This is a genomic window from Paractinoplanes lichenicola (assembly GCF_016785085.1).
GTDB lineage: Bacteria > Actinomycetota > Actinomycetes > Mycobacteriales > Micromonosporaceae > Actinoplanes > Actinoplanes lichenicola.
Map to the genome: position 1 here is coordinate 14,284 of NZ_JAENHO010000028.1, position 20,142 is coordinate 34,425.

At 72.9% G+C, this 20,142-nt stretch carries 17 protein-coding genes and 2 pseudogenes; 11 read left to right on the forward strand and 8 right to left on the reverse strand.

Annotated features, from left to right (window positions below):
* Nucleotides 1–2: 2 nt before the first annotated feature.
* Nucleotides 3–2,117, reverse strand: coding sequence for an alpha-galactosidase (locus JKJ07_RS48805; protein WP_307834837.1), 2,115 nt, complete (start codon nt 2,115–2,117; stop codon nt 3–5).
* A gap of 151 nt (nt 2,118–2,268) precedes the next feature.
* On the opposite strand from JKJ07_RS48805, the gene JKJ07_RS48810 reads away from it, so the two are divergent.
* On the forward strand, nt 2,269–3,111 hold the full coding sequence (locus JKJ07_RS48810; protein ID WP_203078744.1) for a P1 family peptidase: 843 nt from the start codon (nt 2,269–2,271) through the stop codon (nt 3,109–3,111).
* Here the strand turns inward: JKJ07_RS48810 and JKJ07_RS48815 are convergent.
* The gene (locus JKJ07_RS48815) at nt 3,095–4,495 is read right to left on the reverse strand and encodes an AfsR/SARP family transcriptional regulator (RefSeq protein ID WP_203078745.1); all 1,401 of its coding nucleotides are present in this window, start codon (nt 4,493–4,495) and stop codon (nt 3,095–3,097) included. The genes JKJ07_RS48810 and JKJ07_RS48815 overlap by 17 nt on opposite strands.
* Before the next feature lie 92 nt (nt 4,496–4,587).
* On the opposite strand from JKJ07_RS48815, the pseudogene JKJ07_RS52395 reads away from it, so the two are divergent.
* Together JKJ07_RS52395 and JKJ07_RS48825 are read left to right on the forward strand one after the other, a co-directional pair.
* Nucleotides 4,588–4,758 (forward strand): annotated as a pseudogene (locus tag JKJ07_RS52395) (alpha/beta fold hydrolase); the annotation flags it as partial.
* Between the two features lie 76 nt (nt 4,759–4,834).
* Nucleotides 4,835–5,242, forward strand: a complete 408-nt coding sequence (locus JKJ07_RS48825) for an alpha/beta fold hydrolase (RefSeq protein ID WP_307834839.1) — start codon at nt 4,835–4,837, stop codon at nt 5,240–5,242.
* Nucleotides 5,243–5,280: 38 nt separating this feature from the next.
* Here the strand turns inward: JKJ07_RS48825 and JKJ07_RS52400 are convergent, their stop codons facing one another.
* From JKJ07_RS52400 to JKJ07_RS48835, 3 genes and pseudogenes are all read right to left on the reverse strand, one after another.
* Nucleotides 5,281–6,276: an FtsX-like permease family protein gene (locus tag JKJ07_RS52400; RefSeq protein ID WP_369077016.1), complete on the reverse strand. Its 996-nt coding sequence runs from the start codon at nt 6,274–6,276 to the stop codon at nt 5,281–5,283.
* Between the two features lie 916 nt (nt 6,277–7,192).
* A pseudogene (locus JKJ07_RS52405) lies at nt 7,193–8,269 on the reverse strand (FtsX-like permease family protein); the annotation flags it as partial.
* A complete protein-coding gene (locus JKJ07_RS48835) occupies nt 8,266–11,211 on the reverse strand; it encodes an FtsX-like permease family protein (protein ID WP_203078746.1) in 2,946 nt (981 codons plus the stop codon). The pseudogene JKJ07_RS52405 and the gene JKJ07_RS48835, both read right to left, overlap by 4 nt.
* 86 nt (nt 11,212–11,297) lie before the next feature.
* Between JKJ07_RS48835 and JKJ07_RS48840 the strand changes: the two genes are divergently transcribed.
* From JKJ07_RS48840 to JKJ07_RS48850, 3 genes are read left to right on the forward strand one after another with little or no spacing between them, the layout of a single operon-like run.
* Nucleotides 11,298–12,167, forward strand: coding sequence for an LLM class F420-dependent oxidoreductase (locus JKJ07_RS48840; protein WP_203078747.1), 870 nt, complete (start codon nt 11,298–11,300; stop codon nt 12,165–12,167).
* A gap of 18 nt (nt 12,168–12,185) precedes the next feature.
* On the forward strand, nt 12,186–12,566 hold the full coding sequence (locus JKJ07_RS48845; protein ID WP_203078748.1) for a PPOX class F420-dependent oxidoreductase: 381 nt from the start codon (nt 12,186–12,188) through the stop codon (nt 12,564–12,566).
* A 32-nt stretch (nt 12,567–12,598) separates the two neighbouring features.
* On the forward strand, nt 12,599–13,612 hold the full coding sequence (locus JKJ07_RS48850) for a zinc-binding dehydrogenase (RefSeq protein WP_203078749.1): 1,014 nt from the start codon (nt 12,599–12,601) through the stop codon (nt 13,610–13,612).
* 639 nt (nt 13,613–14,251) lie between these two features.
* Here the strand turns inward: JKJ07_RS48850 and JKJ07_RS48855 are convergent.
* Entirely contained in the window at nt 14,252–14,989 is a 738-nt protein-coding gene (locus JKJ07_RS48855; RefSeq protein ID WP_203078750.1) for a GntR family transcriptional regulator, read from the reverse strand.
* 122 nt (nt 14,990–15,111) lie between these two features.
* Here JKJ07_RS48855 and JKJ07_RS48860 point away from each other — a divergent pair, with 122 nt between their 5' ends.
* From JKJ07_RS48860 to JKJ07_RS48880, 5 genes are read left to right on the forward strand one after another with little or no spacing between them, the layout of a single operon-like run.
* Entirely contained in the window at nt 15,112–16,218 is a 1,107-nt protein-coding gene (locus JKJ07_RS48860) for a TIGR03364 family FAD-dependent oxidoreductase (protein ID WP_203078751.1), read from the forward strand.
* Nucleotides 16,215–17,117: a phosphate/phosphite/phosphonate ABC transporter substrate-binding protein gene (locus tag JKJ07_RS48865; protein ID WP_203078752.1), complete on the forward strand. Its 903-nt coding sequence runs from the start codon at nt 16,215–16,217 to the stop codon at nt 17,115–17,117. Before JKJ07_RS48860 ends, JKJ07_RS48865 begins: the two co-directional genes overlap by 4 nt.
* Nucleotides 17,117–17,833 (forward strand): phosphonate ABC transporter ATP-binding protein, encoded by a 717-nt coding sequence (locus JKJ07_RS48870; RefSeq protein ID WP_203078753.1) that lies wholly within the window; start codon nt 17,117–17,119, stop codon nt 17,831–17,833. The genes JKJ07_RS48865 and JKJ07_RS48870 overlap by 1 nt, the downstream gene beginning before the upstream one ends.
* Nucleotides 17,830–18,657: a phosphonate ABC transporter, permease protein PhnE gene (phnE, locus tag JKJ07_RS48875; RefSeq protein ID WP_203078754.1), complete on the forward strand. Its 828-nt coding sequence runs from the start codon at nt 17,830–17,832 to the stop codon at nt 18,655–18,657. Before JKJ07_RS48870 ends, phnE begins: the two co-directional genes overlap by 4 nt.
* Nucleotides 18,654–19,343 (forward strand): phosphonatase-like hydrolase, encoded by a 690-nt coding sequence (locus JKJ07_RS48880; RefSeq protein WP_203078755.1) that lies wholly within the window; start codon nt 18,654–18,656, stop codon nt 19,341–19,343. Before phnE ends, JKJ07_RS48880 begins: the two co-directional genes overlap by 4 nt.
* On the opposite strand, the gene JKJ07_RS48885 is transcribed toward JKJ07_RS48880, so the two are convergent.
* Together JKJ07_RS48885 and JKJ07_RS48890 are read right to left on the reverse strand one after the other, a co-directional pair.
* Nucleotides 19,294–19,836 (reverse strand): hypothetical protein, encoded by a 543-nt coding sequence (locus JKJ07_RS48885; RefSeq protein WP_203078756.1) that lies wholly within the window; start codon nt 19,834–19,836, stop codon nt 19,294–19,296. The genes JKJ07_RS48880 and JKJ07_RS48885 overlap by 50 nt on opposite strands.
* 34 nt (nt 19,837–19,870) lie before the next feature.
* Nucleotides 19,871–20,140, reverse strand: a complete 270-nt coding sequence (locus JKJ07_RS48890) for a hypothetical protein (RefSeq protein ID WP_203078757.1) — start codon at nt 20,138–20,140, stop codon at nt 19,871–19,873.
* Nucleotides 20,141–20,142: the final 2 nt, after the last annotated feature.

Below are 20,142 nucleotides of genomic sequence, written 5' to 3' on the forward strand. Positions count from 1 at the left end.
CTTCAAAGGGCGTCGGCGCGATAGAGCACGACTTGGTCGGGAACGACCCGGGGTGCGGCGACGCCCGCGTGCTCGAGCGCGGCGCCACTGAGAACGGCCTCGCTGCCCCACCACGGGGGCGGATGCGACACCGGGCGCAACGGCCGCAGGCGGTACGGCCGTCGCGGATCGAGGCCGCGGAAACGCAGCCGGGCCGGCGGGTCCGGATAGGGGCTCGCCATCGTCACCATCGCGATCAGCGCGACCGACCGGTCGGGCGCGACCACGCCGTGCACCAGCACGTCGTCGCCGTATCCGTCCATCCGCACCAGATCGCCCGCGAGCAGCAGCCCGCGGTTCTGTTTGAAGAACGCGATCCACTCCCCCAGCTCGGCGAGCTGCTCGTCGGTGGCCTCGGTCAGGTTCCACTCGATGCCGAGGTGCCCGAAGATCGCGGTGCCGGCCCGGAACGCCAGGTCGTGCCGGCGCCCGGTGACGTGGCTGTCGTCCGAGGCGATGTGCGAGCCCAGGAACTCGGGCGGCACGAGTTGGCCCGTCCAGCGCAGCATGTGCTGCCGGTCGTGGGGGTCGATGTTGTCGCTGACCCAGACGCGGTCGGTGCGCTCGAGGACCTCGAGGTCGACCCGGCCGCCGCCGGACGAGCACGACTCGATCTCGAGCGCCGGGTGGGCGGCGCGCAGCTCCTCGAGCAGCCGATAGAACGCGCGGGTCTGGTCGTGCACGCCCGGTACGCCGGTGGGCTGGGTGCCCGCGTCGATCAGGTCGCGGTTGTGGTCCCACTTGATGTAGTCGATGTCGTATTCGTCGAGGATCGCCAGCATCTGCGTCTTGACGTGGTCGTAGGCGCCCGGGATGCCCAGGTTGAGCACCTGCTGCCGGCGCGACTCGACCGGCCAGTCGGCCCGCGCCGCCATGATCCACTCGGGGTGCTCGCGGGCCAGGTCGGAGTCGGGGTTGACCATCTCGGGCTCGAACCACAGCCCGAACTGCAGGCCCAGCTCCTTGACCCGGTTGATCAGCGGGTGCAGCCCGCCGGGCCAGACGTCGGGCGACACCACCCAGTCGCCCAGCCCCGAGGTGTCGTCGCGGCGCGAGCCGAACCAGCCGTCGTCCAGCACGTAACGCTCGGCGCCGGCTTGCGCGGCCCGTTCGGCCAGGTCGAGCAGCTTGCCGAGCCGGTGGTCGAAATAGACGGCCTCCCACACGTTGAGCGACACCGGCCGCTCGCTGCCCACGGGCCGCTCGCGGGCGCGCAGGTGACGGTGGAAGCGCCGGGCCACCTCGTCCAGCCCGTCGCCGTGCGAGCCATAGACCCAGGGGCTCCCGTACGATTCCCCGCGCGCGAGCCGCACCTCACCCGCCAGCAGCAACTCGCCGCCGCCGAGGCGCTGCTCCCCCGACCAGACCCGCTCGGCGTAGTGGGTGTGGTTGCCGCTCCACGCGGTGTGCACCGCCCACAGCCGGCCCCGCTCGAAGCCGAAGCCGGGCTCGCCGACGTGCAGCACGTAGGCGCTGTCGGCCCCCGTCCGCCCGCGCCTGTTCTCGCGCAGGTGCAGGCCGACACCCAGCGGCGAGCGCTGCGGCACCCGCTCGAGGTTGTGCCGGCCGGCGAAGTCGAGCACCTCGGTCGCCGCCGCGGGCAGCGGGAAGGACAAGACCAGATCCTCCAGCCCGTACGGCTCCTCGCGCTGGTTGGTGACCGTCGCGCGCGCCCGCAGCAGGCCGCTGGGCAGCAGCTCGATCTCGATGAGCAGCGCGAGCCGGCCGTCCACGTCGGCCGCGTCGACCTCGAGCCGGCCGGGGCCACCACCCCCGTACGGGCGGAAGGTCTGGATCTGGAACGACGGTGACCACCCCACGCCGCCGGCCGAACCGCGCAGGCCGGGGCGGCCGGTCCAGCCGCCGCTGTGCTCGGGGATGATCGCGACCGGGGGTGGCAGATCCTGGGCGTTGCTGCCGGTGACGCCCTCGCCGACCTGCAGCAGCGTGGCGGCCTGGGTGGCGTCGAGGCCGGGCAGCTCGGGACCCCAGTATTCGATCACCGGGAGGCCGGGCCCACCGGCGTCGATCACCACCGTGACCCCGGCGGCCGACATCGTGACTACAGCGTCTCGCACGCGAGTCCCCCCAACGCCGGGGCTAAATCGATAAATCGAGATTGCTGCTGCGTTACCGGCATGTCAACCCCATCCGTTCATCGGCCTACACCCATACAGACGCCTTGAGCGAGGCGATCCGCTTACCGGATTTCGGGTGGATCATGGGGAGATGAGCGAACCGCAGCTTCTCTCGGCGTGGGCCGGCCACTGGACCGGCGACGGCACCGGGGTGACGGTGATCCTGCCGCCACCCGGCACGGTCGGTTCGGGCGAGGTGCGCGGCGGTGCGCCGGCCTTGCGCGAGTTCGAGTTGCTTGATCCCGTACGCCTCGTGGACCGGGTCGATGCCGTCGTGCTGTCCGGCGGTTCCGCGTACGGGCTGGCCGCGGGCGACGGCGTGATGCGGCTCCTGCGCGAGCGCGGGCTCGGCCTGCCCACCCCGGCCGGCGTGGTGCCGATCGTCGTGGGCCTGTCCCTGTTCGACGCCGCGGTTGTCAATCCGCCCCCGTACGCCGAAGCTGGTCGCTCGGCGGCCGAGGCGGCGCTCTCGGGCGAGCCGTTCACCGCGGGCCGGGTCGGCGCCGGCACGGGCGCGACCACCGGCAAATGGCGTGGCGAGCTCGTGCCGAGCGGTCTCGGGGTGGCCCGCGGGCAGGCCGGCGCGGCGTCGGTCGTGGCCGTGATCGCGGTCAACGCCTGGGGCGACGTCATCGGCCCCGGCGCCGAACCGGTCACCGGCGTGACCCCCGCGCCGCCGCCGTTCCCCTCGGCCAACACCACGATCGGGGTGGTGCTGACCGACGCCAAGCTCGGCAAGAAGGACTGCAACCTGCTGGCCCAGAGCGCCCACACCGGCTACGCGCGCGCCCTCGACCCGGCCCACACCAGCTACGACGGGGACGCGGTGGTCGCCCTGGCCACCGGCGAGGTGGAGGCCGACCTCGAACACCTGCGCATGGTCACGGCCCACGTCGTGGCCGAGGCGATCCGGTCGGCTAGCGCTCCGGCGTGAGACCGGTGGCCAGCAGCACCATCGCGAGGGGCAGGCGGCCGCAAAGCTCGATGATCTCGTCGACGAGCCGGCTGCCCTGAGGCTCGTCGGGCAGGGCGGCGAGGCGACGGGCGAGCAGGGCGCGGGCGGCCGCCAGATCGGGCACGTCGACCCGCATCAGGTGCGCGCCGTCGCGTACGGCCAGCTCGGACAGGCGGGAACGGCCGGTCAGCAGCACCAGGCTGCGCGCCGAGCTCGGCAGCAGCGGCCGGACCTGGGCGGCGTCGGTCACGTTGTCGAGCACGAGCAGGAGGCGCCGGCCGGCGGTCAAGCTGCGGTACAAACCGGCCTGCGCGGGCTCGGCCTCAATCGAGCGCGCGCCGAGACCGTACAGGAGGGTCTGGACGGCCTCGGCGGGTTGCTTGCCGTGCAGGTCGAGGTAGAGCTGGCCGTCGGGGAAGTCGCGGGCGACGGCGTGGGCGAAGTGCAGGGCCAACGTCGACTTGCCGACGCCGCCGGGGCCGTCGAGGGCGATCACCAGGGGGCCGGTTCGCGGGGTGGCCGCGAGACGATGCAGGGCGGCCAATTCGCCCGTACGACCGGCGAACAGCGCCAAGTCAGGCGGGAGCTGGGCCGGGACGACCCTGGTGAGGGCGCCCTCCAACGCGTTGCGCATGTCCTGCCCGGGCTCGACGCCCAGCTCGTCGGCGAGCCGGCCGCGCAGGGACCGGTAGGTGGCCATCGCCTCGGCCTGGTGCCCGGCGGCGGCCAGCGTCGTGACCAGGCTGGCGTGGACGTGCTCGTTGAGCGGGTCGAGCTGGGCCGCCCGGCGCAGCGGGGTCAGCAGCCGGGACGGGCGGTTCAGCCGGACCCCGAGGTCGGCCGCGGCCAGCACCGCGTCGACGACCTCGCCGTCGACCTCGGCGAAGATGCTGCGGGCGGTCAGGGTGTCGGCCAGTTCCGCGCCGGCTGGGCCGTGGACCAGCCGCAACGCCTCGGCGTACAGGTCGAACGCCACACCCGGCTCGTCGCGGCCGGCCTGCGATTTGGCCTCGGCGACCAGCCGGCGGAAACGGGTCAGGTCGACGGTCTCCTCGTCGGCGGTGAGGTAGTAGCCGTGGCCGTGCCTGCGCAGGTAGGACCCGGTCGCCCGCGGGGGCAGGCCGGGTTCGAGCAGCCGGCGGAGCAGCCCGACGTACTTGTGCACGATGTTGACCGCGCTCGGCGGCGGCTCGCTGTCCCAGAGCGCCTCGATCAGCTCGGTCATCCCGACCGGACGCCCCTCGCGGGCCAGCAGCAGCGCCAGCAGGCAGCGCTGCTGGTTCGGCCCGGCGTCGACCTCGACGTCGCCCCGCCACACCCGCAACGGTCCGAGGATCCGCAGGTGGATCGGCGTCGCTCCCATGCCGCCGACGGTAGACGGCGGCCGGGCCGCTCAGACTACGTCGGATGACGTAATACGACCGGTTGCTCTTCCTCCGCCACCACGGCTATCGGGTGATCGCCCACGACCGGCGCGGGCACGGCCGCTCGGCCCAGGTCAGCGAGGGCCACGACATGGACCGTTACGCGGACGACCTGGCCGCGCTGACGGCACACCTCGATCTGCGCGACGCCGTCCACGTCGGGCACTCCGCGGGCGGCGGGGAGGTGGCCCGCTATCTCGGCCGGCACGGGGAGGACCGGGTGGCCAAGGCGGTGCTGATCAGCTCGGTCACCCCGTCGCTGCGGGAGGTCCCGCGCAGTGTTCGACGGGATGCAGGCCGGGTTGGCCGCGAACCGGTCGGAGTTCTTCCGCGAGGTGGCGGCGGGGCCGTTCTACGGTTTCAACCGGCTGGGGGCCACGCCGTCCGAGGCGGTCATTCAGAACTGGTGGCGGCAGGGTATGAGTGGGGGCGCCAAGGCCCAGTACGACTGTGTCGACGCGTTCGCTCAGGAGGACTACAGCGCCGACCTGGCCAAGGTAAGCGTGCCGGTGCTGGTCATGCACGGGGACGACGACCAGATCGTGCCCTACGAGCTGAGCGCGCCGCGGGCCGTTTCCCTGCTGAAGAACGGGACCCTCAAGACGTACGCGGGGTTGCCGCACGGCATGCCCACCACCGACGCGGAGACGATCAACGCCGATCTGCTCGCCTTCATCCAGTCATGAGTACGCCGATCGTCTTTTTCGCGTGAGGGCGTGGACGGTCAGCGGATTCGGCGCAGGGTGCGGCGGCCTGCCAGTACGGCCACGCCGGCCAGCAATAGCAGGGCGGCTGCGGCCGTCAGGGCGATCGTCAGCGCCCGGGGCCAGCCTGCTAGCGGGATCGTGGGTGGAGTCAGGCCGGCCAGCGGTAGTGCCCAGCCGGTCAGCCACCAGCCCAGCATCGAGACGCCTATGCCGGCCAGCAGGGCGACCACGATCAGCACGGGATAGGTCAACAGCGTTGCCTGGCGCAGGGCCGAGCGGGTCAAGCCTTGGGCGCGCAGGGCCGACAGGTCTTCGACCCGGCGGTTGCGGTCTACGGCGGCGGCCAGAATCAGGGCGCCCGCGGCCAGGGCCGTGGCCAGGGCCGCGACGATGACGTAGAACCACAGGGCCACGGCGGGGCCCTGGGTGTCCAGTCGGGCGCGGACCTGGGCGGCCTTCTCGTCGGTGGTGATGGTCAGGCCGTGGGTGGCCAGTTGGGCTGCTACGTCGGCGGGGGCCTTGTCGGTCAGCCAGACCATGCCGCCGCTGGTGGCTGCGCCGTCGGTGGAGACGTGGTCGGCGTTGGTGAGGTCGGTCAGGACTGCTGGGGAGCCCGCGCCGGGGATGGCGGGGAGCGTCGTGGTCACGGTGACGGGGACGGGGCGGGCGTCCAGGCCCTTGACGGTGGGGAGCGCGCCCAGGCCGGAGGTGGCTACCGGCAGGGGGTAGGCGGCTGCGGTGGGCAGCAGGAACAGGCCCGCGGGCAGGCCGTTGAGCGACGTCACCTCGATGTTCAAGCCGTCGGCGGAGGCCGGGCCGATTCGGCCGCCCTCGGTGGCGCGCCAGAGCGAGGAGTCGGAGGCGGCCAGTTTGTGGATGGTGAGGTGGCCGGCCACGTCGAGGGTGTTCTGGCCGCCGTAGACGCGTAGTGAGTTCAGTGTGCAGCCCTTGGCGCAGGCGGGGACGGTTTGCCCGTACGTGTGGCGGCCGGGGCGGAGGACGCCGAGTTCCATGATTTCGTCGTTGCCGCCGTTGCGGGGGGGACAGCACCGCGCTCACGCCGACCGCTTTGCCGGGCTTGAAGTCGTGGGAGGTGATGTCGAACTCAACTTCGGCGCCGGCGATCTCGACAGGTGCGCCGGCTTTGCCACGCAGGGAGTCTGCCACCGAGGTGGGCGTGGGGGCGTTGGCGGGCCAGGCGGCCACCGTGGCCAGGCGCGAGGTGTCCACGGCGACGACGGAGGGCTGGCCGGGGTCGCGGGGCAGGCGCATCGCGGCCATGGCGAACGTGCCGGACGGGTCGACGGCGCGGACGGCGGCCAGCAGGTTTTGGCGGCCGGTGGGGCCGACCTCGAGGACCCGGGCGGCGCCGGTGCCGATCGTCGACTCGGCGACCCGGCCGCGGGCCGCCACGTCGACCGCGGAGGCCGCGTAGCCGACCACGGCGACCGCGGCCGTGATCAGGGCGAACAGGCGGACGGCGCCGGGGCGGCGGGAGATCTGCAGGGCGGCCAGGGCCAGGCCGACCCGGCCGCGGCGCAGCGAGCGGCGGCCCAGCACCGTGGCCAGCGGCACCAGCAGTCTCGCGGCGACCAGCGAACCGGCCACCAGCACGAGGGCGGCCGCCGCGGTGCCGACACCGCGCAACTCCGTGCTCAGTTGCAGCACCGCGACCACGGCCAGGATCACCACGACGACCTCGACGGCGATCGCGCGGGCGCTGTTCGGCACCGACGGGGCGCGGCGCAACAGCTCGGCGACGGGGGTGGCGATCTGGCGGCGCTCGGCCAGCAGGGCCGTGAGCACGGCCGCGGCCGCGGCGACGGGGGCCCAGCGCAGCGAGCCCAGGCCGGGGTCGGCCCCGACGCCGGGGAAGCGGTAGGCGCTGAACGCGTTGACCAGCAGCTGGCCGGCCAGGCAGCCGAGGATGGCGCCGAGCAGGATGGAGACGATGTTCTCGCCGGAGGCCAGCCACCAGCGCTGACCCCAGCGGGCACCCCTGAGGGCGACGACGGCGAGCTCGGGGCGACGCCCCTCGGTGCCGTAGCCGACGGCCAGGAAGATCGTCAGGCAGGCGAGCAGCACGAGGGCGACGGCGAGCACGGGCACGATGCGGTGGCCGGCCTCGCGCCCCTCCTCGATGCGGGTGAGCAGGGCGGGCAGCTCGCTGCGGAACTCGACGCCGCCGCCCAGCGAGGTCGCGCCGGCCTGCATCGCGGCCAAGCCCTCCCGTACGGCGGGAAGGTTGTCGACCTCGAGGGCGCCAGGACGGGGGAACGCGTCGAGACCGGCCTCGACGGCGCCCCGGTCCATCGCGTGCACCGTGGCCGACGTGACGAAGGCGGGCTGGTTGGCCCCGGCGGGCAGGCCGGACGTGGGGGCGAAGTAGTTGTGCTCGCCCCAGAAGATGTCTTGCTGGTCGGGCACCGTGTAGAGACCGGCGACCAGGAAGCGTTTCGGCGTGCCGTTGGGCGCGTAGTACGACGGCTGCCCGCGCGGCGTGACCCGGATCGCGGCCATCAGCTCGATCGAGTCGCCGGGGGCCAGCTTCAGCCGTTCGCCGGTCGCCTCGGGCAGGATCACGTCGGCCTCACCGATCAGGCACCGGCCGGCCGTGACGACCAGGTGGTCGCACACGTCCTGGCGGTAGGCGAACCTGGTCGCGTACGCGACGGACGGCTCGATGCCGATGGACGGATAGTCCACCGAATACACGTAGTCGTAGCCCGGCATGCCCAGCAGCACCGAGCCGTTCTGCTCCAGATCCGGGCCGACCCGGTCGGTGTTCGGCTTGGCCTGGCGCTGGTCGGTCTGGAAGGCGCGCACGGCGACGGTCAGCTCGTCGGGAGCCGCCGTCTCGACCTGGCCCGCGGCCACCGCCCGGTCGGCCGCGCGCAGATAGGCCGGGGCGGCCACCGCGGCCGCGACCCCGAACATGGCCAGCAGCGCCACCACGGCGGCCTGCCCGCGGCGGGCCCACACCATGGCCAGCACCAGGGCGATCATGAGAGCTCCCCGCGCAGGCGGCGGACCGACAGCCAGGCCGTCGCGCCGAACACGACCAGGCCGGCCAGCGCGGCCGCGGTCAGCGCCCACGGGCCGAGCGCGCCCGGCGGCGGAACGACCCGCCAGCCGTCCGGGAAGACCGGGGCGGTGACCGCGGCCAGCGGACGGGCGGCCAGGGCGGCGGCGAGCCCGCCGAGGAGCCCGGCCAGCGCCACCGAACCCGCTCCCGCGTACGCCGTGCCGAGTGCGACGCGGCGGGTCAGGCCCTGGGTGCGCAGCGCGCGCAGGTGCTCGAGCTGCGGTTCGCGGTCGACGGCGGCGGCCAGGCCGAGCAGGGCGGCGGCGATCAGCGCGACCACGGCCGCCGTGAACAGGCCGAACGGGGTGGTGACGACCGAGGCGTCCGCGGCCAGGTCGGCGGCGCGGGCCACGGCCGTGCGGTCGGCCAGCACGGGCAGCCCGATGGCGTCGACCACGGAGTCGGGGGCGTCGGCGGTCAGCCACACCTGCAGGATGCCGCCCTGGTCGCTGTCGCCGGCCACGCGCCGGGCCGCGTCGAGGTCGGTCAGCACCCCGTCGCGGCCGAGCACCGGCAGCACTGTCGCGGCGGCGGCGACCCGGACCGGGGTGGCCGGATCGCCGAACCGGCCCACCGCGGAGTCGTCGAAGACCCAGGTGCTCGGGGGCCGCCCGGCCAGCACGACCGGCTGCGGCAGCGGCGAGTCGGCCGCCGCGACCTTGATCGAGCCGGCCGGCACGGTCTGCAGGGTCAGGCCGCCGTCGCCCGCGGCGATGTGCACGGCCGGGGTGCTGAAGTCGCCCCGCCAGTTCCGCACGTCGGCCAGCTGGGCGGCGGTGAGCACGGTGGCCGCCGGGCCCTGCTGGGTCAGCGAGCGCACGGTGACCGAGCCGTCGTCGGAGCCCTGGGGCGTGAACAGCTCCCAGCCGACCAGCCGGCACCCGGGCGCGGTGGCACAGCGCGGCACCAAGGCCGAGGCCGTGCCCGCGCCGAGCCGGATGCCCTTGAACTCGACCCGGACCGGCTCGCCGGTGCCCTCGTGCTGCAGGATCGCGCCGAGCAGGGTCGTGGTGCTGCGGCGGCTGGTCACGGCCACGGTGAGCCGGTCACCGGTGATCAGGGGCAGCGCGGCCGGGGCGGGCGTGGCGGTCAGCGCGGTCACCGGGCCGTACTCGGGGCGCCAGGTGGCTACGGCGGCCAGCCGGTTGCTGTCCACGGCCAGCACGGGTGGGGTGCCGCCGGTGTCGACCACGGCGGCCATGGCGTAGCGGCCCTCGGGATCGGCGCGGCGCACCGCGTACAGGAGCTCTGTTCTGCTGGTGGCGGAGACCGTGAGCACCCGGGGCGCGCCCAGCTCGACGCCGGCGCGATCGGCCCGCTCGGCCCGGCCCGCCGCGAACGTGCCCAGCGTCAGCGCCATCAGCGCGACCGAGACGACCACCAGGGCGAACACGCGGTCGGTGCCGGGCTGGCGGGACACCCGTACGGCGGTCAGCCCGAGCCGGATCCGGCCCGCCCGCAGCGCCACCGCGCCCACCCGGTCGGCCGCCCGCCGCAGCAGCCGGGCCAGCAGCAGGCCCACGGCCAGCGCGACCAGGGCGGGCGCCACGATGCCGAGCCCGCTCCCACTCGTACGGGCTTGATAGACCGCGCCCGCGGCCAGCGCGATCAAGGCCAGATCGATCACCCCGGACCGCCAGTCGCGCCGGGCCGACGGCACCCGCCGCAGCAGCGCCGCGACCGGAGCCCGCTGCTGCAGGGCGTCGACCGCGAGCAGCACAAGCAGGGCAATGCCGAGCACGACGACGACCAGGCCCAGCGAGAGCAGCAGGGCCGCCCACAGCTCGACGGTCACCGGCAACGCCCCGGCCAGCGGCCAGGCGACCAGGAAGCCGGCCACCCAGCCGGCCAGGCCGCCGGCGGTCAGCGGCAGCAGATGCTGGCTGAGGGCGAGGCGCAGGATGCCGCGGGACGTGCTGCCCCGCAGCTTGAGCAGCCCGGCGTCGGCGCGGCGCTCGCGGCCGGTGTAGCGACCGGCCAGCCCGATCGCGAACCAGGCGAGCACGGCCAGCTGGCCCAGCCCGATCGCCACGCCCCGGGCCACGGCCAGGCGCTCCTCGCGAACCCGGTCGACCAGCTTGCCGGTCGGCGTGGCCAGTTGCAGCCGGGCGCCGGCAAAGCTCGGGGCCGACTCGTTGACGAGCCCGTTCAGGTCGTACGCGCCGTCGCCGCGGAGCAGGGGCAGCGGCACGTCGAGATCCCACGCGTACGTCTGGCGGATCAGCAACGGATCCCGGAACGTGTCGAGCGACGTGAACAGCGGGTCGAGCGAGCCCTGGGCGCGGAACAGCTTGTCGCTCCAATACGCGCTGCCCGGCTCGACGTGCTCGTAGACGCCGGTGACGCGGAATTCGATCGGGACGGAGCGCGAGGTGGCCGCGCGCACCCGGAACGTGTCGCCCGTCTTCAGCCCGAGCCGGCGAGCGGTGTCGGCGCTGATCACGGCGTCGTCGGCGGCGGCCGGGCACGCACCGGTCAGCCGTACGTGGTCGCAGAACCCGTCCCGGTACGCGATCGGCAGCCCGGTGGACGCCCCGGACCGGCCCGGATAGATGTACGTCGCCTCGGCCACCACGCCCAGCACCGGCGTTCCCGACGGCACAGGCAACATTCCCCGTACGGTCGTGGCGAACTTGTCGAGGGCGGCGCGCGGATCGCTGGTGCTCTCCCCCGCCTGCCGGACGAGGATCACGCGCTCCTCGACGGGCGACCGCACGACCTCGGCCCCCGCCGACTGCGAGGCCACGCTCAGCCCGTACCACGCGGCGCAGCTCGCCCCGGTCGCCAGCAGGGCGGCGAGCAGGGCCAACAGCAGCGCCGGCCCGGAACGCCGGCGGACGGCGCCCAGAGCTATGTAGTACATCCGTTCCCGCTTCCCCCGTGATGCGCGATCACTCGACACTCTGGTCCTGCGGGCGGATTTTGCCAAGCGTCGATTAGGTTGAGGCGATGAGCGTACGTTTCGGGGTGTTCGTGCCGCAGGGCTGGAAGATGGACCTGGTCGAGATCGCCGACCCGGTCGAGCAGTACGAGGCGATGACCGAGGTCGCGCGGGTCGCCGACGCCGGCCCGTGGGACGCGATCTGGCTTTACGACCACTTCCACACCGTGCCCGAGCCCACGTTGAACAGCGTCTTCGAGTGCTGGACGGCGACCTCCACGCTGGCCCGCGACACCAGCCGGGTGCGCATCGGCCAGATGGTCGGCTGCAACGGCTACCGCCAACCTTCCCTGTACGCCAAGATCGCGTCCACGGTCGACGTCGCGTCGCACGGCCGGCTGATCGCGGGGCTGGGCGCCGGCTGGTACGAGCACGAGTGGAAGGCGTACGGCTACGAGTGGAAGGACGTGCCGCAGCGGATGGGCGAGTTCCGCGAGGCCGTCGAGATCATTCACAAGATGTGGACCGAGGACCGGCCGGTCTTCCAGGGCAAGCACTACTCGATCGACGAGCCGATCAACCAGCCGCGCCGCAAGCCCGACTTCTGGCTCGGCGGTGGCGGCGAGAAGGTGACGTTGAAGCTGGTCGCACAGTACGCCGACGGCTGCAACGTGGGCGGTGGCGACCCCGAGGTCGTACGGCACAAGCTGGGCGTGCTGCGCGAGCACTGCGACCGGCTGGGCCGCGACTACGACACGATCACCAAGTCGACGACGATCGAGTTGGACCTCGAGGAGTCCACGGCCGACACCATCGCCCGGGTCGAGCGCGCGGCCGAGGCGGGCGCGGACTACGTGCTCTTCTACATCCCGCGCGTCGCCTACGACCACGCCCCGCTGCTGCGCCTGGCCGAGGAGCTGGTCCCGCAGTTCCGCTGAGTCTTCTGGAGGAAAACGATGAACTCCGAAGTGCGCCGCATTCTTGACGGTACGTCCATCGCCCACCTCGCCACCGTGCTGCCGGACGGGTCGCCGCACTGCGTGCCCGTCTGGGTCGGCACCCGCGGCGACCACGTCGCGTTCCTCACCGGCCCCGGCTCGCGCAAGGCCCGCAATCTGCACCGCGACCCCCGGGTGGCGCTGTCGATCGCGCCCGACAGCAACCCGTTCGAGCCGGTGGTCATCCGCGGCCGGGTGGTCGAATGGCTCGACGGCGACGCCGGCTGGGCCGCGGCCGACGAGATCTCGACCAAATACACCGGCGGCCCGTATCCGCGCGAGCAGGAGCGCGTGGTGGCCCTGATCGCGCCCGACGTCGAGAAGATCGGCATCGGTTGAGCGAACCTGTATAGACAAGTTAGGGTCGGCGTATGGAATCGCTGGCCCACTACGCCCGCTGGGACGGGGCCGGTCGCCCGTTCACCGTCGCGACCACGCCCCTGCCCTGGGAGCTGAACCCCGGCGAACTGCTCGTCGCGATCGACTTGGCCACAGTGTGCGGCAGCGACGTGCACACGATGAGCGGTCGGCGGCCCGGTCCGGCCCCGAGCGTGCTCGGGCACGAGCAGGTGGGCACGGTCGTCGCCGCCGGCTCCGGGGCACGGGTCGAACCCGGGCGGCGAATCATCTGGTCGGTCACCGAGTCGTGCGGGCAGTGCGACCGCTGCCGCCGCGACCTGCCGCAGAAGTGCCGGCACCTGCGCAAATTCGGGCACGAGCCGCTCGATGAGCTGCGGCCGTTGTTCGGCGGCTTCGCGACGCACGCGCTGATCGGGCCGGGCTCCGCGATCGCGGTGGTGCCGGACTCTGTGCCGGACGAAGTTGCCGCCCCGGCCGCCTGCGCCACGGCGACGGTCATGGCCACGGTCGCCGCCTCGGGCTCCGCGGGGCGGGCCCTGATCACCGGGGCCGGGATGCTCGGGTTGACCGCGACGGCCGTGCTGGCCTCGCGCGGCGCCACGGTCACCGTTGTCGACCCTGATCCCGTACGGGCGGAACAGGCTCGCCGGTTCGGAGCCGCGGAGGTATTGACAAGTGCGGCGGGCGTACGCGACATCGACGTGGCGATCGAGTTGTCGGGGGCGGCGGTGGCTGTGGAGGGGGCGCTGGCTTCGCTGGGCGTAGGCGGGACGTTGGTGCTGGCCGGGTCGGTCACGCCGGGGCCGGCCGTGGGGATCGATCCTGAACGGGTGGTCCGTAAACTGCTTACGGTCACGGGGGTGCACAATTACCGGCCGGCTGACCTGCAGGCGGGGGTGGACTTTCTGGCCGGGGCGCACGAGCGGTTTCCGTTCGCGGAGCTGGTCGAGGGGCGGCATCCGTTGGGACGGCTCGAGGAGGCCTTCCGGCCCGGCAAGGCACCCCGGCAGGCCGTCAAGCCATGATCCTCGCCCCACCCAAGATCAACCCCACTCGGGGGCCCACCCGACCGGGGGTTCCCCCACCCAGCACGATTTTAGTGGGCAAAGCTGATCATTGCGGGCCGGCGGCGGTTCGCCTGTGGACAACGCCGCGCCTGTGGACAACCCGTGGCGGTGGGCCGAAATGTGCTACGCGGCGGCAGAGCGCCGGGTGAGAGCGCCGGGTGAGAGCGCCGGGTGAGAGCGCTGGGCCAACGCTTAGGACGAGCTCGGAGGCGACGAGCACGGGCGCAGTGGGCACGGACGCGGCGCGGTGGGCACGGACGCGGCGCGGTGGGCACGGACGCGGCGCAGTGGGCACGGACGCGGCGCAGTGGGCACGGACGCGGCGCAGTGGGCACGGACGCGGCGCAGTGGGCACGGACGCGGCGCGGTGGGCACGAGCCCGGGGGCCGACAGACTCGGTCGGACGCGGCGAGCGGGCACAGCAGGCGTGGGAGCGGTGGGCAAGCACGGCGGGCGGCAAGCGTCGACGCGGTGAGTGAGCGCGGCAGGCGGACACAGCGGACGCGAGCACGATGTGCGCGGACCTGACAGGCGCGGGCGCGGCCCCCACGGTGGTAAACGAGGAGAGCGAGCCCTGCCCGCTGGCCCCGCGCGGCGTTAAGCGACCGCCGCCCGGGCGGCCTTGGAGCTGCGGGTGTTGGTCATGGTGACGGTGGCGATGTCGGGCCGGTAGCGGTCGTCGGACCATTCGATCGGGGTGCCTGTGGAGTCGGTGGTCAGGCGGCGTTCGCGCAGGAGGGGGGAGCCGACCGGGACGCCCAGCAGGCGGGAGTCGGTGGCGTCGGCCGCGATCGCGTCGAAGGTGTGGCGGGCGGCGTGCAGGTCGACGCCGCGGTCGATCAGGTAGGCGTAGATCGAGCCGGCGTCGAGGTCGGCGTCGAGCAGGGGGCGGCCGACGGATTCGACGTATGTCATGCGTTCGAGCATGGCCGGCTTGCCGTCGAGCAGGCGTAGGCGCAGCAGTTGGACCGCGAGCTGGTCGGGTTCGAGTTGCAGGGCGGCGGCCACGGGCGGTTCGGGGCGGCGCAGCGCGATCTCCTGCAGGCGCTGGCCGGGGGCGTACCCGGTGATCTCGGCGCGCAGCGTGAAGGACAGGAACGACTCGAACGGCTGGGCCGGCACGGCGTCGAGCACCACGGGGCGTTTGCCTTGCCCGCCGCCGATCAGGCCTTCCTCGCGCAGCGTGGCCAGGGCCTGGCGCACCGGGCCGCGGGACGCGTCGAACTCGCGGCACAGCTCGGCCTCGGACGGCAGCGACGCGCCGATCGGCAGGTCCCCGCCGCGGATCCGCTCGCGCAGTTTCGCGGCCAGCGTCCGGTGCAGCGGTTCCGTCACGAGATCGGACTATACAAGCCGGCTCCCGAGCCTTGAACGCGCCGGTCTGGCCAGGTGAATAGCCGATGACTTGTCAATACAAGTCTTGCTCAGCCAAAAACGTGAATGCCACCGTGACACCCGTGAATGCCACCCCAGTGGACCTGGCAATTGTCGGCGCCGGCATCGTCGGTCTGGCCCACGCCGTCGAGGCCGTGAGCCGTGGCCTGTCGGTCGTCGTGATCGAGCGGGACGAGCGGGCTGTCGGCGCCTCCGTCCGCAATTTCGGGCACGCCTGCATCACCGCCCAGGCCGGCGAGGCCCTGACGCTCGCACTGGAAGCACGCGGCACCTGGCTGCGAATGGGCCGGACGGCGGGCTTCGACGTGGCCGAGTGCGGCACGGTCGTCGCCACACGCTCGAAAGAGGAGCGGCAGGCCGTGGAAGAGCTGGCGGCCGAGCGCGGCACCGACGAAGTTGTGCTGCTCAGCGCCCAAAAACTGAAACAAGTAGCGCCGATCGCAGCAGAAAGCGGCGCCTTCTTTCCCCGTGATCTCCGCGTCGATCAACGGCGTGCGGCGGGTGCCCTCGCCGCGTGGTTGCAGAACCAGCCCGGCGTACGGGTGCAGTGGTCGAACCCCGTGCTCGGCGTCGAGCCGGGCCTCGTGCGTACGGGCCGGGGCGAGATCCGGGCCGAGCGCATCGTCGTCTGCGCCGGGCACAACCTGGACCGCCTGCTGCCCGGGATCGCCGACGAGGCCGGGCTGCAGCGCTGTGTCCTGCAGATGCTCCAGTTGCGCGCGCCCGGCCTGCGGATCGAACCGGCCGTGCTGACCGGCAGCTCGATGCTGCGCTACCCCGCCCTGGCCGCCACCGCCGGCGCCAAGGCTTTGCGCGAGCGCTGGTCGCGGGAGCGGCCCGAGATGCTCGGCGCGGTCGTCAACCACATGCTCACCCAGCTGCCGGACGGCGACCTCGTCGTCGGCGACACCCACGCGTACGCCCGCACCCACGAGCCCTTCAGCGACGAGGCGCTCGACGACCTGATGCTCGCCGAGACCCGCGACCTGCTCAAGACCGACCTCACCGTCGTACGCCGCTGGCGGGGTGTCTATGCCGGCGCCGACGGCGAGTTCCTGCGCGCACCCGTCGCGCCCGGGGTCATGGCGGTCGCCGTCACCTCGGGCATCGGCATGACCACCGCCTTCGGCCTCGCCCCCACCGTGCTCGACCTGATGGAGAACTCATGAAGATCCGCGCCATTGCCACCGTCCTTGTCGCCGCGCTCGCCCTGACCGCTTGCGGCGGCACCGGGGACGACTCCGCGAGCGACTCCCCCACCTGCCCCGGCGGCGAGATCCGGTTCGGCGTCGAGCCGTTCGAGGATCCGGCCAAGCTCACCCCGGCCGCCGAGGCGCTCGGCGCGGCCCTGCAGACCAAGCTCAACTGCCCGGTCAAGGTGCAGGTCACCGAGGACTACTCGGCCGAGGTGCTGGCCATGCAGAACGGCAAGCTCGACATCGCCATGTTCGGGCCGCTCGGCTACGTCTTCGCCAGCAAGCGGGCCAAGGCCGAGGCGATGGCGTCGTTCGCGGGCGCCGACGGCAAGCTGTCCACCTACACGGCCGGGATCTGGGTGCCCAAGGACTCCGACATCACCGGCCTCGAGCAGTTGCGCGGCCGCTCGCTGGCGCTGTCGTCGATCGGCTCGACCTCGGGCGACGCGCTGCCCCGCAAGGCCCTCAAGGACGCCGGCATCGACCAGAAGGACCTCAAGCTCAACTACGCCGGCGGGCACCCGGAGGCGCTGCTCGCGCTGACCAAGGGCGCGGTCGACGCCGCCGAGATCAATTCGCAGCAGCTGGCCACGGCGACCGAGTCGGGCACCTTCGACCAGGCCAAGTTCCGTCAGGTGTGGACCTCGGCGCCCATTCCCAACGACCCCATCACCGTACGGGGTGACATGGCCCCGGAATTCAAGAGCGCGATGAAGGACGCCCTGCTCAACCTGGACCCGGCCGCGGTCAAGGAGATCGGCGCCCTGCTCGACGTGGACCCGGCGGGCCCGCTGGTGGCGGTCGACCAGTCGACGTACCAGCCGCTGTTCGACCTGGCCGACACGCTGGGCCTGACCGAGAAGGACGTCTGATGCTCCGGCTGGCCGACATCGTCGTGCACTACGGCGACCGCGAGATCCTGCACGGTGTCGACGTCGCCGTCGGCCGGGGTGAGCTGCTGGCCGTGCTCGGTGCCAACGGCTCGGGCAAGTCGACGCTGCTCAAGGCGGCCGCGGGGCTGACCCCGGCCGCGCGCGGCAGCGTCACCGTCGACGAGAAGCCGCGCGGCATCCGGGACACCGCCCTCGTCTTCCAGAAGATCCACCTGGTCGGCCGGCGGTCGGCGCTCGACAACGTCTGCGCGGGTGCGCTGGCGCGGCTGCCGCTGCACAAGTCGCTGACCCCGGCGCTGTTCCCGCGCGACGTCCGCGAGGAGGCGATGGGCTGCCTGGAGCGGGTCGGCCTGGCCAACCGGGCCCACGACCGGGCCGGGAGCCTCTCCGGCGGGCAGCAGCAGCGGGTCGCGATCGCCCGCGCCCTGTGTCAGCGGGCGCCAGTGGTGCTGGCCGACGAGCCGGTGTCGGCGCTCGACCCGGCCGCCGCCGAGCAGGTGCTGGCGCTGCTGGCCCAACTCGCGCATGCCGAGGGGCTGGCCGTGCTGGCTGTGCTGCACCAGCCCGACCTGGCCCGGCGGCACGCCGACCGGATCGTCGGCCTGCGCGACGGCGTGGTCGTCCTCGAGGGCGACCCGAACCAGCCCGTGGACGTTCTGTATGAGAATCGGGAGCCGGAGGTGGCGACACCGTGAGCGTGCTCGAAGCGCCCCGCGCCAAGGTCCCACCCAAACCCCGCAACCCCCGTACGGTGGTCGTGGGCTGGATCATCGCGGCCGTCGTGGTCGCCGTGCACGTCATCGCCTGGCGGGCCACCGACATCTCCTTCGCCGCGCTGGCCGAGGGCTGGGCGGGGATGGCCGACTTCCTGGCCGAGGCGATCCCGCCCGACCTCTCCCCCGACCTGCTGCTCGAGAGCGCCGAGGCCTCGCTGGTCACCCTCTGGATCGGCCTGCTCGGCACCACCCTGTCGGTCCCGCTGTCGCTGATTCTGGCGCTGCTGGCCGCCCGCACGATCAGCCCGGCCGGCTGGGTCTATCAGGTCACCCGGGCGATCCTGTCGTTCCTGCGCGCCGTGCCCGACGTCGTGTTCGCGCTGATCTTCGTCACGGCCGTCGGCCTCGGCCCCTTCCCGGGCGTGCTCGCGCTGGTCGCGCACAACGTCGGGGTGATGGGCAAGCTGTGGGCGGAGACGCTCGAGGAGGCCGATCCGGGCCCGGCCACGGCGTTGCGCTCGGCCGGCGCGGGTCGCATCCAGGTCGCCGCGCACGCGCTGCTGCCCTCGGTGCTGCCGCAGCTGGTCGGGCTGCTGCTCTACCGGTTCGACGTCAACGTGCGCTCGTCGCTGGTGCTCGGCCTGGTCGGCGCGGGCGGCATCGGCTTCCTGATCAACCAGTCGATCCAGCTGTTCCAGTTCGACCAGATGCTCACGCACATCCTGGTCGTGCTGGTGCTGATCATCGCCGTGGACCGGCTGTCCGCCGTGGTCCGCCGCCGTCTCACCCCGGAGGCCGCATGATCACCCTGGCCGTTCTCGACATCGCCGGCACCACTGTCGAGGAGGGCGGCACGGTCTATCGCGTGCTGGCCGACGTCGTCGCCGAGCACGGCCCGGCCGCCCCCGACCACGAGCTGCGGCGCTGGATGGGGGCCGACAAGCGGGCCGCGCTGGCCGCGCTGACCGGTGACCCGGCGGCGACCGAGGAGCTGCACGCCCGCTTCGTGGAACGGCTCAACGCCGCGTACGCCGCGCTGCCGCCGGTGCCCGTGGCGGGGGTGCCGCAGGCGCTCGCACAGCTGCGGTCAAACGGCGTACGGGTGGCTCTGACGACCGGTTTTGATCACGCCGTGACCGATCCACTGCTGGCCGCGGTGGGCTGGCGGACCGGCGAGCACCTGGACGCGGTGGTCTGCGCCGAGGACGTCGACGCGGGCCGGCCGAGCCCCGACATGATCCGCCGGGCCATGCGGCTGACCGGTGTCACCGACCCGCTGTCGGTGGTCACCGCGGGCGACACCGTGCTCGACATCCAGGCCGGTCACGCCGCGGGCGCGGGCCTCGTGACGGGCGTGCTCAGCGGCGCGCAGACCCGTGCCGAGCTGGAGCGGGAGAAGCCGGCCGAGATCCTGGAGAGCGTGGCCGGGCTGCCCGCGCTCATTTTGTCGTACCGGAACGGAGCTGGCGGCTCAGCTCGCCCGAGCTGACCTGCAGCGCCCAGCCCTTCGACGTCGCCGTGAGCTTGGCCTTCGTGACCTTGCTCTTGGCGTCGTCGGGGCACGGCTGACCGGGCGCCGGGCCCACGGTCGTGCCCGAGATGCCGAAGCGGGGGCCGGTCACCCAGAAGCCGGTCACCTTGGCCGCGTAACCCTGGGCGTCGCGCGCCTTCTTACCGGTGACGGCCGCGTCGAACAGCTCGTAGCGGCCGAACTCGCGGTGGTGCACCAGCGCGAACGTCCGCTTGCCGCAGGTCACCGAGTAGGTGTCGTCGGTCCAGAAGTCGTGGTTGAAGACGATCCCGGCCGCCTTGGCGTTGAGCGTGGCCTCGGTCCAGCCGAACGCCTTGAGCAGGTCGGTCTTGCCGACGTAGCCCTTCTTGGTCTCCGGGTCGTACGTCACCGCCGCGTTCGCGGGCCCGCCCATCGCGATCCCGGCGGCCACGACCGCCCCAGCGACTACGACCCGCACCAGCGCACGCATGTTTCCGACCCCCTCGTGTGATCTTCCGTGACTCCTAACGATCATTACCGCTCCGACGACCCGCCCGTCGCAAAACAAGCAGGTAGGCATGGGTGCCGGGGCAGCGGGTACTGATGGGGCGCATGAAGTGGAACATCCCCACCTGGGCGTGGGTCGCCGGCATCTCCATCGGCATAGCCATCGCCATTCCGATGTTCAGCGACAACCTCATCGTGGCGCTGATGTTCGGCGTCTCCATCGGATTCGCGTTCGCGATCGCGTTCAGCGGCAGCAACAAGAAGATCGCGTCCAGCGGCAGCAGCAAGG

Excerpts from the sequence above, each read along its gene's own strand:
- JKJ07_RS48840 (WP_203078747.1), top strand. The coding sequence starts at position 11,298 with ATGAGCGTACGTTTCGGGGTGTTCGTGCCGCAGGGCTGGAAGATGGAC.
- JKJ07_RS48865 (WP_203078752.1), top strand. The coding sequence starts at position 16,215 with ATGAAGATCCGCGCCATTGCCACCGTCCTTGTCGCCGCGCTCGCCCTG.
- JKJ07_RS48880 (WP_203078755.1), top strand. The coding sequence starts at position 18,654 with ATGATCACCCTGGCCGTTCTCGACATCGCCGGCACCACTGTCGAGGAG.
- JKJ07_RS48810 (WP_203078744.1), top strand. The coding sequence starts at position 2,269 with ATGAGCGAACCGCAGCTTCTCTCGGCGTGGGCCGGCCACTGGACCGGC.
- JKJ07_RS52400 (WP_369077016.1), bottom strand. The coding sequence starts at position 6,276 with ATGGAACTCGGCGTCCTCCGCCCCGGCCGCCACACGTACGGGCAAACC.
- JKJ07_RS48845 (WP_203078748.1), top strand. The coding sequence starts at position 12,186 with ATGAACTCCGAAGTGCGCCGCATTCTTGACGGTACGTCCATCGCCCAC.
- JKJ07_RS48870 (WP_203078753.1), top strand. The coding sequence starts at position 17,117 with ATGCTCCGGCTGGCCGACATCGTCGTGCACTACGGCGACCGCGAGATC.
- JKJ07_RS48850 (WP_203078749.1), top strand. The coding sequence starts at position 12,599 with ATGGAATCGCTGGCCCACTACGCCCGCTGGGACGGGGCCGGTCGCCCG.
- JKJ07_RS48885 (WP_203078756.1), bottom strand. The coding sequence starts at position 19,836 with ATGCGTGCGCTGGTGCGGGTCGTAGTCGCTGGGGCGGTCGTGGCCGCC.
- JKJ07_RS48835 (WP_203078746.1), bottom strand. The coding sequence starts at position 11,211 with ATGTACTACATAGCTCTGGGCGCCGTCCGCCGGCGTTCCGGGCCGGCG.
- JKJ07_RS48815 (WP_203078745.1), bottom strand. The coding sequence starts at position 4,495 with ATGGGAGCGACGCCGATCCACCTGCGGATCCTCGGACCGTTGCGGGTG.